Raw genomic sequence first — 15022 nt, 5'->3', positions numbered from 1 at the left:
AGATAAAAGCCGAACGGCCGACTCATCTTGAGTCAGCCGTTGGCGTGCGTTTTTACAGAATGTTGAATGGGATGGTGGTCACGAGACGGAACTCGTTGAGGCTGCCATCGGCCTGGTTTTCGCTGGCGCGGTGGGCGGTGTAGGTCGCGCGGATGGTGGTCGCTTTAAGCGGGCCGCTCTGCACGGCGTACGAAGTACCGATGCCATATTCGTAATGGTGTTCGCCGTCCATCGCCCGCACGCTGTCGTACTCGCCACCTTTATAGTGAGTACCGTCGATGCCCCAGCCGCGAGCCTGGTAGATGTTGAACTTCAGGCCAGGAACGCCGTATTCGGCCATGTTCAGGCCGTAGGCGATCTGGAAGGATTTTTCGTTCGGGCCGTTGAAGTCGGACAGCAGGGAGTTGGCCAGGTAGATGCCGTTGGTTTCGTGCAGGTAGTCGAAGTATTCGTTACCGTTCACTTCCTGGTACGAGAAGGTCAGGCTGTGGGCCTGGTGGGTCAGGCCCAGCGACAGCGAGTAAGTGTCGTTGTCGATCTGGCCGAGCTTGGCTTTGCCTTCGTCAACGGTCTTGTAGTAGTTCAGGCCGGTGGTCAGGCTCAGCACCGAGCTGTCACCCAATACGTGGCTGGCGCCGAAGTAGTACTGGTTCCACATGTCTTCGGCCTGGGTGCCCCACAGGCTGGTGGTCAGGCTGGCGAACGGCTGGTAGGTGATACCGCCGGTGTATACGTGATCGACCTCAACGAGGTGGTCGGCGTATTCCGCGCGGAATTTACGCTGGCTCTCTTCTGTACGCGGTGAGTTGCGATCAAAGGCGGCCAGGTCAAACGACAGGTTTTCCAGTTCTTCACTCTTGATCGCCACACCTTCAAAGCTTGAAGGCAGTGGACGGTTACCGATGACATCGACCATCGGGCTGCTGAAGTTCATGCGGCCGGCGGTCAGCGTGGTGTTGGAGAAACGGGCCTTGACGTTGGCCAGGCCGAGCTTGCTCCACTGCCCCTCGGCGTCGCCGCCATTTTTAGTCAGGGTACGGTTATTGCCGAGACCGCCAACACCGGGAATGGGTGCGCCGCCATTGGCAGATGCCAGATCCTTGCGGTCACGATCCAGGGCGATAGCGTTGTAAGCCGCGACTTCAGTACTGAAGCCGACAGTACCCTCAGTGAAACCCGAGTTGTACTTGATGATCGTGCCCTGGACCCAGTTGATACGACGATCCGTTTCCTTCAGTACGCCGTCTTCCTTGTAACGGAGCTTGGCGCCACGCTTGAACTGTTCGTTGGCGTACCAGTTACGCGTGGTGCCGCTGATCGATTGACCTTCGACAAAGCCCGTGGCTTCGCTTTGGGCACTTTTCTCTTTCACGGTAACCGGGGTGAACGCCTGACTCTGGGTTTCTGCGTAAGCCGTGGCGGTTACGCTGCTGATGGCCAAGGCCAAAATCGCGGTGCTGCTCAGTTTCATGGGTGAAGCTCCTTTCTTTCTTTTTTTTAATGCCGGTCTTTTTTGGTGATCCGACTATTTGGTTGAACTCATTCAAGGCATCGCAAACGTTTGCTCCAGGCCTGTTTGGCGAATTACGGCAATACGCTTGCGTGAGGACGGAATCCGTCCTCAGCGTTTCAGGCTTATCGGTTATTGATCGATGCTGACACCCGAGAACACGTTGCGACCAAAGGGGCTTACCTTGAACCCTTCGATTTTGGCGCTTAACGGTTGGTTGACCGTCGAGTGAGCAATAGGCGTGATCGGCACTTGCTGCTTGAGCAATTGCTGCGCCTGTTTGTAAAGCACGGTGCGTTGGTCACGATCGGTGACGACCTTGGCCTGCTTGACCAATTTGTCGTAAGCCGGATCGCACCACATGGAGTAGTTGTTGCCGCCGATGGCGTCACAGCTGTACAGCGTGCCGAGCCAGTTGTCCGGGTCCCCGTTGTCACCGGTCCAGCCGATCAGGCTGACGTCGTGCTCGCCATTCTTGGTGCGCTTGATGTACTCGCCCCATTCGTAGCTGACGATGTTGACCTTGAGGCCGATCTTCGCCCAGTCCGCCTGGAGCATTTCGGCCATCAACTTGGCGTTGGGGTTGTACGGGCGCTGGACCGGCATGGCCCAGAGGGTGATTTCGGTGCCTTCCTTCACGCCGGCAGCCTTGAGCAATTCCCTGGCTTTTTCCGGGTTGTAGGCGGCGTCCTTGATGGTGTCGTCGTAGGACCACTGGGTCGGCGGCATGGCGTTGACCGCCAACTGCCCGGCGCCCTGGTACACGGCGTTGAGAATGCTTTGCTTGTTCACCGCCATGTCCAGCGCCTGACGCACTTCGAGCTGGTCGAACGGTTTGTGCCGCACGTTGTAGGCGATGTAGCCAAGGTTGAAACCCGGCTTCTCGATCAGCTTGAGTTTCGGGTCGTTCTTCAGGGCGGTCACATCGGCAGGGCGCGGATGCAGGGTGATCTGGCACTCGTTGGCCTTGAGCTTCTGCACACGCACCGAGGCGTCGGTGTTGATGGCGAAAATCAGGTTGTCGAGCTTGACCCGGCTCGGGTCCCAGTACTGCTTGTTGCCGCTGTAGCGGATGTTGGAATCTTTCTGGTAGCTCTTGAACACGAACGGCCCGGTGCCGATCGGCTTCTGGTTGATGTCGCTGGGCTTGCCGTCGGCCAACAGTTTGTCGGCGTATTCGGCCGACAGGATGGCGGCGAAGCTCATGGCGAGGTTCTGGATGAACGCGGCGTCGACGCTGTTGAGCGTCATGACCACGGTCAGCGGCCCGGTCTTTTCGACCTTGGCGATGTTCTTGTTCAGGCTCATCCCGTTGAAATACGGGAACTCGGTGGGGTAAGCCTTACGGAAAGGTTGCTGCGGATCGAGCATGCGGTTGAACGTGAACAGCACGTCATCGGCATTGAAATCACGGGTTGGCGTGAAGTAGGGCGTGGTGTGGAACTTCACCCCTTCGCGCAAGTGGAAGGTGTACGTGAGGCCGTCTTCGGAAATATCCCAGCGAGTGGCCAGGCCCGGAACGACGTTGGTGGCGCCTTTTTCAAACTCTGCCAGTCGGTTGTACAGCGGCTCGGCGGCGTCGTTGTCGGTCGCAGTGGTGTACTGCGCCGTGTCGAAACCGGCGGGGCTGCCTTCAGAGCAGAACACCAGGCTGTTGTTGGCGGCCTGGCTGATGGAAGTGGCGGCCAACAGGCCGGTGCCCAGCAATGCGGATAAAACCAAGGTATGGCGCATGACGCTCCCTCTTTTAGTGTTTAACAATGAGCCGCTGTCCCGTCCGGGGACGTGGAGACTTCATTGATCTCAAACCATGTGCAGCAAACCGAGGGCCCACGCATGAACTGGTCAGAACCCGACGGTAGGGGCCGTGGGTCTGGCAGTAAATGCGGAAAGGCCTGAAAAACGCGTAGGAAAAGCCGACACGTCCTTAACCTCTGCTGTGGTACGCAGCGGATTTGGATGTCAGTAAATTCCTACTTTCCCGGCAGATAAAAGCAGCGGCGACGTTAAACACGTCGCCGCTGCCAAATCTTATTTGCTAACGCTGACGCCGTAGAAGGAGTTCAAGCCGAATGGGCTGATCTTGAAGTCCTGCACGGTTGTGCGCATGGGTTGATACACCGTCGAGTGTGCGATAGGTGTCATTGGAACTGCATCTTTGAGGACGTGTTGCGCCTCTTTGTACAGTTCGGTGCGCTTGCCCTGGTCGGTCGTGCGCTTGGCTTCTTTGACGAGGCCGTCGAACTTCTTGTCGCACCACTTGGAGAAGTTGTTGCCGCTCAGCGAGTCGCAGCCGAACAGAACGTTGAGCCAGTTATCCGGATCACCATTGTCACCGCTCCAGCCAATGATCATGGCCTGGTTCTCGCCGCCTTTGGAACGCTTGATGTACTCGCCCCACTCGTAGCTGGTGATCTTCACGTTGAGGCCGATTTTCTTCCAGTCGGACTGCAGCATTTCAGCCATCAGCTTGGCGTTCGGGTTGTACGGACGCTGTACCGGCATCGCCCACAGGACGATCTCGGTGCCTTCCTTGACGCCGGCTTCCTTGAGCAGCTCTTTGGCTTTCTCAGGGTCGTACTTGGCGTCCTTGATGGTGGTGTCATAGGACCACTGGGTCGGCGGCATGGCGTTGACGGCCAGTTGGCCCGCGCCCTGATAAACCGAATCAATGATCTGCGGCTTGTTGACAGCCATGTCCAGCGCCTGACGGACGCGCAGGTCAGCCAGCGGGTTCGGCTCGTTGCTGCCCTTGACCTTGTCCATCACGTTGTAGGCGATGTAGCCCAGGTTGAAACCAGCCTGGTCAGGCATTTTCAGGGTTTTGTCTTCTTTCAGCGCTTTCAGGTCGGCTGGACGAGGGAACAGGGTGATCTGGCACTCGTTCTTCTTCAGCTTCTGGATGCGCACCGACGGGTCGGTGGTGATGGCGAAGATCAGGTTGTCGATCTTGACGTCGTCAGGCTTCCAGTAGTCCTTGTTCCCGGTGTAGCGGATGTTGGAGTCTTTCTGGTAGCTCTTGAACACGAACGGGCCAGTGCCGATCGGCTTCTGGTTGATGTCCGCAGCCTTGCCTTCCTTGAGCAGCTGGGCAGCGTACTCGGCGGATTGCAGGGAAGCGAAGCTCATGGCCATGTTCTGGATGAACGCGGCATCCACTTCTTTCAAAGTGAACTTGACGGTGTGGTCGTCGACTTTGTCGATCTTGGTGATGTTGGTGTCCATCCCCATGTCGGTGAAGTACGGGAATTCGGTCGGGTACGCTTTGCGGAACGGATCATCCTTGTTAATCATGCGATTAAAGGTGAACAGCACGTCGTCGGCGTTGAACTCACGAGTGGGCTTGAAGTACGGGGTGGTGTGGAACTTGACGCCTTCACGCAGGTGGAAGGTGTACGTCAGGCCGTCCGGGGTAATGTCCCAGCTGGTCGCCAGACCAGGAATGACAGCGGTGCCGCCACGTTCGAACTGAGTCAAACGGTTGAACATGGTTTCTGCAGAGGCGTCGAAGTCGGTTCCGGTGGTGTACTGACCAGGATCAAAACCGGCCGGGCTCCCTTCGGAGCAAAACACCAGGTTAGTCGCCGCTTGGGCGAAAGGTGCGGCAGCTAACAAGCTGGCGCCGACTAAAAACGGAATGACCGCGTGTTTAAGCATGGTGGCCTCATGATTTGTTGTCATTTTTGGAATTAGAGGACGACCTCGTGAGTCGTGCCTGCGGATACTTATGCAGGGGCCATACCCATTGCAAGATCCAGAACGGCCACAAGTCTTAAACAGTGGCACGAACGTACCTTAATGTCGCATATGTATAAATATTGACGCATTTGACCGTTTGCGCACGTTTTTTACGGTGCAAACGGCGCCCCACGAGGGGGCGACGGGCGCGTATGGCGCACCCGCCTGGGGCGCGGTGTTACTTATTTATACCCACGCCATAGAAGGGCGTGAGGCCAAACGGGCTGATCTTGAAGTCGGTTACTTCCTTGCGCAAAGGCTGGAACACCGTCGAGTTGGCGATCGGGGTAATCGGCACCTGTTGCTTGAGGATTTTCTGCGCCTGCTGGTAGAGCTTGACCCGTTCGTCACGGTCGGTGGACACCTTGGCCTGCTGGACCAGTTTGTCGTACGCCGGGTCGCACCACTTGGCGTAGTTGCTACCTTTCACCGCAGCGCAGCTGTAGAGCACGCCGAGCCAGTTGTCCGGGTCGCCGTTGTCGCCGGTCCAGCCGTAGATCATCGCGTCGTGCTCGCCGTTCTTGGCGCGCTTGATGTACTCGCCCCACTCATAGCTGACGATGTTGGCCTTGATCCCGACCTTCTCCCAATCCTGCTGGATCATCTGTGCCGACATCCGCGCATTCGGATTGGACGCGCGCTGCACGGTCATGGCCCACAAATTAATGGTCGTACCGGGTGCAACCCCCGCTTCTTTCAGTAGCGCCTTGGCCTTGGCCGGATCATGGGGCGCGTCCTTGATAGTCGGATCAAATGACCATTGCGCCGGCGGCAGGGCGTTTTGCGCGAGTTGCCCGGCGCTCTGGTACACGGCTTTGATGATCGCGGGTTTGTCGATGGCCATGTCCAGCGCCTGGCGCACCTTGAGCTGGTCCAGCGGCGGATGGGTCACGTTGTAGGCCAGGAAGCCAAGGTTGAAACCGGCCTGCTTGAGCACCGTCAGGTTCGGGTCCTTTTCCATCACTTCGATATCGGCCGGGCGCGGGTAGCCGCTGACCTGGCATTCGCCAGTCTTGAGCTTCTGCAAGCGCACGGCGGCGTCGGGGGTGATCGAGAACACCAGGTTGTCGATTTTCACATCCTCGGGTTTCCAGTACGCCTTGTTGCCGGCGTAACGGATCTGCGAGTCCTTCTGATAACGCTTGAACACGAACGGCCCGGTGCCGACTGGCTTCTGGTTGATGTCCGCCGCTTTGCCTTCCTTTAATAGCTGCGCGCCGTACTCGGCGGACTGCACCGAGGCGAAGCTCATGGCCAGGTTCTGGATGAAGGCGGCGTCGATGTTGTTCAGGCTGAAACGCACGGTGTGCTCGTCGATCTTGTCGACGCTCTTGATCGTCTTGTTCAGGTCCATGTCGGTGAAGTACGGCGACTCGGCGGGATAAGCCTTGCGGAACGCATTCTCCGGGTCGAGCAGGCGCTGGAAAGTGAACAACACGTCGTCGGCGTTGAAGTCCCTGGTCGGGGTGAAGTAGTCGGTGGTGTGGAATTTCACGCCGTCGCGCAGGTGGAAGGTGTAGCTCAAGCCGTCCTGGCTCACGTCCCAGCTGGTCGCCAGCCCCGGTTCGACTTCGGTGCCGCCTCGCTTGAATTGGGTGAGCCGATTGAAAACCGTCTCGGCCGAAGCATCGAAGTCGGTACCGCTGGTGTATTGGCTCGGGTCGAAACCGGCGGGGCTGGCTTCGGAGCAGTAGACCAGGGTCGTAGCGGCTTGGGCGAACGGCGCGGAGGTGGCTAAAGCGAGGGCGAGCAGCAGCGGTTTGACGGTGGTTCTTTCCATGGAGTCCCCGGGGGATTTGGGTAGCGGTATACCCCTGAGAGTAGCTGTGTTGACGGGTCGGGCGGAAATATCGTTTTTTGAGGGGGACTGCTCTATCCGGGCATAGTTGAGGAGGGCGCGGGTCGATTACGGCATGAACACGATGGCGTCCGGCGGATTATCGCAGGCAATAAAAAACGGCGGTCACGTCAGGTGATCGCCGTTTGATTGATCGTTCCCACGCTCTGCGTGGGAATGCCTCCCCCGGACGCTCCGCGTCCGCTCTTGGGACGCAGAGCGTCCCTTGCTGCATTCCCACGCGGAGCGTGGGAACGATCAGGCGCTCTGGTGTGTACGGGCTACTGAATCAAGGCGCCATCAACACTTCAATCGAGCCATCCGCCGTCATGCTGACCTGGCTGGTGCCAGCCTCAACTTCAGGTGTCACCGGCGCGGAGTCCATGCCCGCCGCTTTCATCATCATCGGCGCGCGCATGTAGGGTTGTGGATAACCGTTGCTGTTCAGGTTCAGGTTGACGATTTTGTAACCCTTGCCGCCCAGCGCATCGGTCGCCAGTTGCGCGCGGGCCTTGAACGCGGTGACGGCGTCTTTGAGCAGTGCGTCTTCGCTGGCCTTGCGGGTTGGCGTGGCGATGGCGAAGTCCATGCCGCCCATTTTCAGGTCGGTGAGCAGTTCGCCGGTCAGTTTCGACAGGGCGGCGAAGTCCGAGCTTTCCAGGCGCAGTTCGGCGCGTTCACGCCAGCCGGTGATTTTCTGGCCTTTGGTGTCGTAGATCGGGTAGCTGTTGCGGCTGCCCTGGCGCAGGGTGATGTCTTTGACTTGCTTGGCCTGGGCCAATGCCTTGTTCATGGTGGTGCTGACGTCGGCGGCGAGCTTGGCCGGGTCGGTGTTTTGTTCTTCGGTATAGAGCGTCACGATCATCAGGTCGCGGGCCACTTCCTGGCTGACTTCGGCGCGCAGGGCAATCTGGTTGTAGTGAAGTTCGTCGGCGGCCAGGGCCGGGAGACTGGCGACGGTGCCCACGCTGAGGGCGAGAAGGGCGGCGCTGCGGCGCAATGTGTGCATGAAAAGCTCCTTGGAAGGGCGCAGGGGTTAAGGTCCGAGCCTGCGTGAAACCATCAGACTCTATGGGGCAGCTGCAAGTTTCAAGCTACAAGCCACAAGCTTTTAACTTACAGCTTGCCGCTTAAAACTTGCCGCTGCTTCTATGTGTCCATTTGCCGCACTTTTGCCTGCCAGCCCCCGTGCTTGGTTATACTCCGTGCGATCCGCCTGGAGCGCTCATCAGGAGAGCTCATGCTCGCCCCCGTTCAAATCACTTCCGCGACTCGCCAGAATCTCTGGCGGCTGACGTTCATCCGCACTTTGGTACTCGCCGCCCAGGCCGGCTCCGTCGGGCTGGCCTACTGGTTCGATTTGCTGCCCTTGCCCTGGTTTCAACTGGCATTGACCCTCGGCTGTTCGATGCTGCTGTGTGCATTCACCGCCATTCGCCTGCGCACCTCGTGGCCGGTCACCGAACTCGAATACGCCGTGCAACTGGCCTGCGACCTGTTTATTCACAGTGCCTTGCTGTATTTCTCCGGCGGTTCGACCAACCCGTTCGTCTCTTATTACCTGGTGCCGCTGACCATCGCCGCCGTGACCTTGCCGTGGCGTTTTTCGCTGATTCTGTCCGGCATCGCCCTGGCCATGTACACCTTGCTGCTGGCGCGGTTCTACCCGCTGCAAACGTTCCCGATTGCCCGGGAAAACCTGCAGGTGTACGGGATGTGGCTGAGCTTCGCCCTCGCTGCGGCAGTGATCACGTTTTTCGCCGCACGCATGGCCGAAGAGTTGCGGCGTCAGGATGAGCTGCGCGCCATCCGCCGCGAAGAAGGCTTGCGCGATCAGCAATTGCTGGCCGTGGCCACGCAAGCCGCCGGCGCTGCGCATGAACTGGGCACGCCGCTGGCGACCATGAGCGTGCTGCTCAAAGAGATGCAGCAGGATCATCCCGACCCGCTGTTGCAGGATGATCTGAAGGTGCTGCAGGATCAGGTCAAACTCTGCAAAGAGACTTTGCAACAACTGGTGCGCGCCGCCGAAGCCAATCGCCGTCTGGCGGTGGAGATGCAGGACGTTACCGATTGGCTCGACGAAGCCCTGAACCGCTGGCACCTGATGCGCCCGGAAGCCAGTTACCGCTTCCAGCGTCTCGGCCAGGGCACGGTGCCGCGCATGGCACCGCCGCCGGATTTGACCCAGGCGCTGCTGAATTTGCTGAACAACGCCGCCGATGCCTGCCCCGAAGGGCTGCAAGTGACGCTGGACTGGAACGCCGAAGACTTGACCATCAGCATCCGCGATCACGGCGCCGGTGTGCCGCTGGCCATCGCCGAGCAGATCGGCAAACCGTTTTTTACCACCAAGGGCAAAGGTTTCGGCCTGGGCCTGTTTTTGAGCAAGGCCAGCGTGACACGCGCGGGCGGCTCAGTGAAACTCTACAGTCATGAGGAAGGTGGCACGCTTACCGAGCTGCGCCTGCCCCGTGTCGCCCGAGGAGACGAACATGAGTGACGAGATCCAAGTAGAAGGCGAAGAACTGCCGCATTTGCTGCTGGTAGACGATGACGCCACCTTCACCCGCGTGATGGCCCGTGCCATGGCCCGCCGTGGTTTTCGTGTCAGCACTGCCGGTTCCGCCGAAGAAGGCCTGACCATCGCCCAGGCCGACCTGCCGGACTACGCCGCGCTCGACCTGAAAATGGACGGCGATTCCGGCCTGGTATTGCTGCCGAAACTGCTCGAACTCGACCCGGAAATGCGCGTGGTGATCCTCACCGGTTATTCGAGCATCGCCACCGCTGTCGAGGCGATCAAGCGCGGCGCCTGCAATTACCTGTGCAAACCGGCGGACGCCGATGACGTGCTGGCGGCGCTGCTGTCCGAGCACGCCGACCTCGACACCCTGGTGCCGGAAAACCCGATGTCCGTGGATCGCCTGCAGTGGGAACACATACAGCGCGTGCTGACCGAGCACGAAGGCAACATCTCCGCCACGGCCCGCGCCCTGGGCATGCACCGCCGCACGCTGCAGCGCAAACTGCAGAAGCGTCCCGTTCGTCGCTGAACCTGCGCTGAATGAAGGCAGGCCGCTCCTCGCGGGGAACCGAACCGATCATCTATGATCGGTTCGTGTGTGTTCTTTTCTCTATCGAGCCTTATCCATGAATCAGAACGCTGAATATTCCGCGGTCAATGATGCGGTGCGCGGGCAGTTTTTCCGCAGGGTCTGGGAAATGGCCTCGCCGTATTGGCGCAGCGAAGAGAAGGCCAAGGCCTGGACGTTGTTGATTGCCGTGATCGCACTGTCGCTGTTCAGCGTCGCGATTTCGGTGTGGATCAACAGTTGGTACAAAGATTTTTACAATGCTCTGCAAGAGAAGGACAGCGCGGCTTTTTGGCGACTGATCCTGTATTTCTGCGGGATCGCTGCCGTGGCGATTTTGGGCGCGGTGTATCGGCTGTATTTGACTCAGATGCTGACGATCAGTTGGCGTCGCTGGCTGACGGAGACCCATTTCAAACGTTGGCTTGAGCACAAGAATTACTACCAGTTGGAAACTGGCGGTAATACCGATAACCCGGACCAACGTCTGAGCGAAGACATCAATAACTTCACCAGCGATACCCTGACCCTGACCTTGGGGTTGTTCCGCACGGTGGTGAGCCTGGTGTCGTTTTCGATCATTCTCTGGGGTGTGTCAGGTAGCCTGGAAGTATTCGGAATCAACATTCCCGGCTACATGTTCTGGTGTGCCTTTCTTTACGCCGCCATTGGTAGTTGGCTGACACGGATCATCGGTAGCAGCCTGATCCCGCTGAACAACCAACAACAACGTTTTGAAGCCGATATGCGTTTCTCTCTGGTGCGGATTAGGGAGAACGCCGAAAGTATTGCGCTGTACGATGGCGAGCCTAATGAAAACCGGCGTTTAAGCGCACGCTTTGGCAAGGTCTGGAGCAACTACTGGTCTCTGATGCGAGTCACAAAGCGCCTGACGTTCTTTACCTCCGGTTACGCTCAGATCGCAATTATTTTCCCTTTCATGGTGGCTGCCCCGCGTTACTTCGCCGGCAAGATTCAACTGGGCGAACTGATGCAGATCAACTCTGCTTTTTCCAATGTTCAGGAAAACTTTAGTTGGTTTATCGATGCGTACGCTGCGATTGCCGTCTGGAAAGCCACTTGCGATCGTCTCCTGAGCTTCCGTCAGGCCATGGCCGATAACGAAGAGCGCGCGCCGGCCATCGACGTGCAGAACCAGGGTTCTGAGCTGAAAATCCACAACCTGGGCCTGGACCTGGCGGATGGCCGTCACTTGCTGACCAACGCCGACATGACCGTGGAGGAGGGCGAGCGCGTCATGCTCAGCGGGCGTTCCGGCAGCGGTAAGTCCACGCTGCTGCGGGCGATGGGGCATTTGTGGCCGGCGGGCCACGGCAACATTCGGTTGCCGGCGGCGCGTTACCTGTTCCTGCCGCAGAAACCGTATCTGCCGATTGGCACGCTGCGTGAAGCCTTGAGTTATCCACAGCCCGGCGACACCTACGCGCCTGAGCGTTATGCCGAAGTGCTGGAAACTTGCCGCTTGCCGCATTTGGTGGCGCGTCTGGACGAAGCCAATCACTGGCAGCGCATGTTGTCGCCGGGTGAACAGCAACGTCTGGCCTTCGCCCGGGCGCTGCTTTACGCGCCGCAATGGCTATACATGGACGAAGCCACCTCGGCGATGGATGAAGAGGACGAAGCGTCGCTGTACCAGGCGTTGATCGATGAAATACCGGGGTTGAGCATTGTCAGCGTCGGCCATCGCAGCAGCCTGAAGCGTTTCCACCCAAGACATATCCGTATCGACAACGGCCATCTGGTGGATCAAGCCGTAACCGCCTGATCCCCACACATCCCTTGATGGGACGGGCCTTTGTGGCGAGGGGGCTTGCCTCCGTTGGACTGCGCAGCAGTCCCCTTCTTTTGCTGAAGAGGAGGGGGCCGCTTCGCGACCCAACGGGGGCAAGCCCCCTCGCCACACAAGCCTCGCTCCTACAGGGGCCGTGTTCTTCAACGGTGATCGTACAACCCGCTTGCGCTATGATGCGCTTTCAGCCGAATTCTCGAGACAGACGTTCACCATGGAAAACCCGATCGACGCACCTCGTCTCCCTCGCAAGCGCCGCAGCCTCGCTCAGGAACTGGTGACGGTGCTGTCCGAGCAGATCCGCGACGGTCAACTCAAGCGGGGCGACAAGTTGCCCACCGAGTCGGCGATCATGGACGCCCATGGCGTCAGCCGCACCGTGGTGCGTGAGGCGATTTCCCGTTTGCAGGCCGCCGGGCAGGTGGAAACCCGCCATGGTATCGGCACCTTCGTCCTCGACACGCCGAGCCCGAGCGGTTTCCGCATCGACCCGGCCACCGTGGTCACCCTGCGTGACGTGCTGGCGATCCTGGAGCTGCGCATCAGTCTGGAAGTGGAGTCCGCTGGCCTCGCCGCGCAACGTCGCAGCGCCGAACAACTTGGCCTGATGCGTGCGGCATTGGATGCGTTGAATGAAAGCGCCTCCCACGCCAGTGACGCGGTAGCTTCGGACTTCCAGTTCCACCTGCAAATCGCCCTGGCCACCGGCAACCGCTACTTCACCGACATCATGACCCACCTGGGCACCAGCATCATTCCGCGCACGCGGCTTAACTCCGCGCGCCTGGCCCATGACGACCAGCAGCACTACATGAATCGTCTGAGCCGTGAGCACGAAGAGATTTACGACGCTATCGCGCGGCAGGATTCCGATGCGGCGCGAGCAGCGATGCGACTGCATTTGACCAACAGCCGTGAGCGGCTGCGCCATGCCCATGAAGAGGCAGAAGCCCAACGCGGTTAAAAGATCGTGCCGACGCTCTGCGTGGGAATGCAGCCCGGGACGCTCCGCGTCCCATCAGCAGCCGAACGCGGAGCGTCCGTTGAGGCGTTCCCACGCGGGAGCCTGGGAACGATCAGGTCTGCGGGGGTTACGGAGCCGGGATGTTGAGCGGTTTGAAGATCGTTCCCACGCTCCGCGTGGGAATGCAGCCCGGGATGCTCCGCGTCCCATCAACAGCCGAACGCGGAGCGTCCGTGGAGGCATTCCCACGCGGGAGCGTGGGAACGATCAGGTCTGCGGGGGTTACGGAGCCAGGATGTTGAGCGGGGTGAAGATCGTTCCCACGCTCCGCGTGGGAATGCAGCCCGGGACGCTCCGCGTCCCATCAGCAGCCGAACGCGGAGCGTCCGTTGAGGCGTTCCCACGCGGGAGCGTGGGAACGATCGAGCGATCGGGGTCAGGCCTTCAAGATTCCCCGATCCACTCGCACCGCTAAGTCTCCAGCCCCAGGCTTGGCATCAAACGCCACCACCCCCTGAGCATCTACAACGCCCCGCGCAATCGGCAGCCCCTTGGACAACAATTCCAGCGGCGCACCTTTCAATGACTGGCCCGAAGCCAATTCCAGTTTCACTTTAATCGTCATGTTCAGATCTCCTTATCAGGCCACGTTGCCGGTTGGGTGGTAGTCCTTGAGCAGCAGGTACGTGCTCCAGCCCCACCAGTCATCGACGGTGGCGGTGTCGTTGAGGTTGTTCACATCCTTGCGCCGCAGCACCTTGCCACCCTCAAGCCGAAACAGCGGCGCGAAATTGCTCGCCAGGTTCAGCACCGCTTGCAGGTCCGGCAGCTGTTTCAACGCCGCGAAGCTGGTGAAGGCCGGAACGGTCCCGTTGAGGTAAGCCGCGAACACTTCATCCGCCGACACCTGGACCGCTTGATTAACGTGCAGGCGATTGGCGTTGTCGATGGCGTCGAAGTAGCGCTTGTCGCCATAGGCGCGCCATTGCTCGCCGTTGCCGTTACGCACATTGAGGCCGAACTTGCTGTCTTCGTCGTGCATGAAACGGGTGATCAGCGAGCCCAGGTCGCTCGGTGTCACCGCCGCCGCCATGGCTTTGCGCGGCACGCGCAAGTGGCCAGCGGAAAACAGGTCGGTGAGGTAGTGATCGGCAAAGGCATTCATCGCGTAGGCGATTTCCAGCTGTTTTTCATCCCGGCTGGTGTGAGCCGCCGCCGCGTGTTGAAGCGCGGCGGTGTGACCGGCGATATAAGCCTGCTGCGCCCACTCGCCAAAGTGGTCGGCGTTGTTCGCCGCCAGTTTCAGATATCGCCCCAGCGGAAATAGCGCCGAGACGAAACTGCCGCCGCCGGTGATCTTGTTCCACTCTTCCGACAACGTATCACCCAAGGCGTCATAGGCTTCGTGGGGTTGTTTGCCGTCCTTGATCGCCTGTTTAACCGCGTCGATTTCTTTCTGCATCACCGCGAGGATTTTCACCGCCTCGACTTTGGACGCGGACAACACCGCCAGGGTGTCGAACGCGGCAATAAAGCGGTTCAGGCGATCCACCGGCGTGGCGCCGTCGCTCACGGGGCGATCAGCAATACCGTAGAAGTCACCGCCCAATGCCAGTACCTGGCCGTAGGTTGGCGCGAGCCCGTTGGTCAGGTGCAATTGCACGTCCCGGGCGAGGATCGGTTCGGCGTTTTCGACGAAGCGCAGCAGGGTGTTGTCGCCAATGGCGGTGTGTTCGCCGCCCTCGAACTTCAGCACCGGCTTGCCTTTCAAGGCTTTGGCGGGGGCAGGCGTCGGTTGATGGCTGTGTTGTTCGGCGATGTGCAGCACCAGGTGATCGTTATCCCCGGCAATGGCGATGCCGTGCCCGGTAAAAAGATCATCGAAACGGGCGATGACCTGCTTGGGCTGTTCCTTCGGTTGCAAGTGTAGACCTGACATTTCTAGCTCCTTGATATGTCGTAGGTGGTTTCAGATTTAACTGTATGTATATACAGTTAAAACGATCTTAGTCGAGAATCTTCCTACGTCAAGAAATCACTTTGTCCGACTCCAATTTTGCGGTCGGCG

General features: G+C 59.3%; 11 protein-coding genes. 4 read left to right on the top strand and 7 right to left on the bottom strand.

Features of this window, described 5'->3' with window-relative positions; translation table 11 throughout:
• Positions 1-52: 52 nt before the first annotated feature.
• The 5 genes from ACZ89E_RS18230 to ACZ89E_RS18210 all read right to left on the bottom strand — a co-directional run bounded on the left by ACZ89E_RS18230 (position 53) and on the right by ACZ89E_RS18210 (position 8094).
• The gene (locus ACZ89E_RS18230; RefSeq protein WP_149657614.1) at positions 53-1471 is read right to left on the bottom strand and encodes an OprD family porin; all 1419 of its coding nucleotides are present in this window, start codon (positions 1469-1471) and stop codon (positions 53-55) included.
• A 171-nt stretch (positions 1472-1642) separates the two neighbouring features.
• Positions 1643-3244, bottom strand: a complete 1602-nt coding sequence (locus tag ACZ89E_RS18225) for an ABC transporter substrate-binding protein (protein WP_149657613.1) — start codon at positions 3242-3244, stop codon at positions 1643-1645.
• Positions 3245-3541: 297 nt separating this feature from the next.
• On the bottom strand, positions 3542-5167 hold the full coding sequence (locus ACZ89E_RS18220) for an ABC transporter substrate-binding protein (protein WP_149657612.1): 1626 nt from the start codon (positions 5165-5167) through the stop codon (positions 3542-3544).
• 259 nt (positions 5168-5426) lie between these two features.
• Positions 5427-7028, bottom strand: coding sequence for an ABC transporter substrate-binding protein (locus ACZ89E_RS18215; RefSeq protein ID WP_476256178.1), 1602 nt, complete (start codon positions 7026-7028; stop codon positions 5427-5429).
• Positions 7029-7374: 346 nt separating this feature from the next.
• Positions 7375-8094: an SIMPL domain-containing protein gene (locus ACZ89E_RS18210; protein ID WP_476256177.1), complete on the bottom strand. Its 720-nt coding sequence runs from the start codon at positions 8092-8094 to the stop codon at positions 7375-7377.
• A 231-nt stretch (positions 8095-8325) separates the two neighbouring features.
• Between ACZ89E_RS18210 and ACZ89E_RS18205 the strand changes: the two genes are divergently transcribed.
• The 4 genes from ACZ89E_RS18205 to ACZ89E_RS18190 all read left to right on the top strand — a co-directional run bounded on the left by ACZ89E_RS18205 (position 8326) and on the right by ACZ89E_RS18190 (position 12954).
• Entirely contained in the window at positions 8326-9588 is a 1263-nt protein-coding gene (locus ACZ89E_RS18205; protein ID WP_149657610.1) for an ATP-binding protein, read from the top strand.
• Positions 9581-10141: a response regulator transcription factor gene (locus ACZ89E_RS18200; protein ID WP_007942792.1), complete on the top strand. Its 561-nt coding sequence runs from the start codon at positions 9581-9583 to the stop codon at positions 10139-10141. Before ACZ89E_RS18205 ends, ACZ89E_RS18200 begins: the two co-directional genes overlap by 8 nt.
• A 97-nt stretch (positions 10142-10238) precedes the next feature.
• Positions 10239-11966, top strand: a complete 1728-nt coding sequence (locus ACZ89E_RS18195; RefSeq protein ID WP_476256176.1) for an ABC transporter ATP-binding protein/permease — start codon at positions 10239-10241, stop codon at positions 11964-11966.
• Positions 11967-12204: 238 nt separating this feature from the next.
• On the top strand, positions 12205-12954 hold the full coding sequence (locus ACZ89E_RS18190) for a FadR/GntR family transcriptional regulator (protein WP_054616145.1): 750 nt from the start codon (positions 12205-12207) through the stop codon (positions 12952-12954).
• Positions 12955-13390: 436 nt separating this feature from the next.
• On the opposite strand, the gene ACZ89E_RS18185 is transcribed toward ACZ89E_RS18190, so the two are convergent.
• Positions 13391-13579 carry a hypothetical protein gene (locus tag ACZ89E_RS18185; RefSeq protein WP_149657607.1) on the bottom strand — a complete coding sequence of 63 codons (189 nt, stop codon included), beginning with the start codon at positions 13577-13579 and terminating at the stop codon, positions 13391-13393.
• Between the two features lie 15 nt (positions 13580-13594).
• On the bottom strand, positions 13595-14893 hold the full coding sequence (locus ACZ89E_RS18180) for a phospholipase (RefSeq protein WP_476256175.1): 1299 nt from the start codon (positions 14891-14893) through the stop codon (positions 13595-13597).
• Positions 14894-15022 lie beyond the last annotated feature (129 nt).

Source organism: Pseudomonas sp. TE3899, from assembly GCF_056279105.1.
Note: the sequence above shows the minus strand (reverse complement) of the source record. Positions and strands in the feature narration are given on the sequence as shown.

What these genes read in the sequence shown, in the direction of transcription:
- ACZ89E_RS18230 (WP_149657614.1), bottom strand. Translation starts at nt 1,471, where the DNA reads ATGAAACTGAGCAGCACCGCGATTTTGGCCTTGGCCATCAGCAGCGTA.
- ACZ89E_RS18225 (WP_149657613.1), bottom strand. Translation starts at nt 3,244, where the DNA reads ATGCGCCATACCTTGGTTTTATCCGCATTGCTGGGCACCGGCCTGTTG.
- ACZ89E_RS18220 (WP_149657612.1), bottom strand. Translation starts at nt 5,167, where the DNA reads ATGCTTAAACACGCGGTCATTCCGTTTTTAGTCGGCGCCAGCTTGTTA.
- ACZ89E_RS18215 (WP_476256178.1), bottom strand. Translation starts at nt 7,028, where the DNA reads ATGGAAAGAACCACCGTCAAACCGCTGCTGCTCGCCCTCGCTTTAGCC.
- ACZ89E_RS18210 (WP_476256177.1), bottom strand. Translation starts at nt 8,094, where the DNA reads ATGCACACATTGCGCCGCAGCGCCGCCCTTCTCGCCCTCAGCGTGGGC.
- ACZ89E_RS18205 (WP_149657610.1), top strand. Translation starts at nt 8,326, where the DNA reads ATGCTCGCCCCCGTTCAAATCACTTCCGCGACTCGCCAGAATCTCTGG.
- ACZ89E_RS18200 (WP_007942792.1), top strand. Translation starts at nt 9,581, where the DNA reads ATGAGTGACGAGATCCAAGTAGAAGGCGAAGAACTGCCGCATTTGCTG.
- ACZ89E_RS18195 (WP_476256176.1), top strand. Translation starts at nt 10,239, where the DNA reads ATGAATCAGAACGCTGAATATTCCGCGGTCAATGATGCGGTGCGCGGG.
- ACZ89E_RS18190 (WP_054616145.1), top strand. Translation starts at nt 12,205, where the DNA reads ATGGAAAACCCGATCGACGCACCTCGTCTCCCTCGCAAGCGCCGCAGC.
- ACZ89E_RS18185 (WP_149657607.1), bottom strand. Translation starts at nt 13,579, where the DNA reads ATGACGATTAAAGTGAAACTGGAATTGGCTTCGGGCCAGTCATTGAAA.
- ACZ89E_RS18180 (WP_476256175.1), bottom strand. Translation starts at nt 14,893, where the DNA reads ATGTCAGGTCTACACTTGCAACCGAAGGAACAGCCCAAGCAGGTCATC.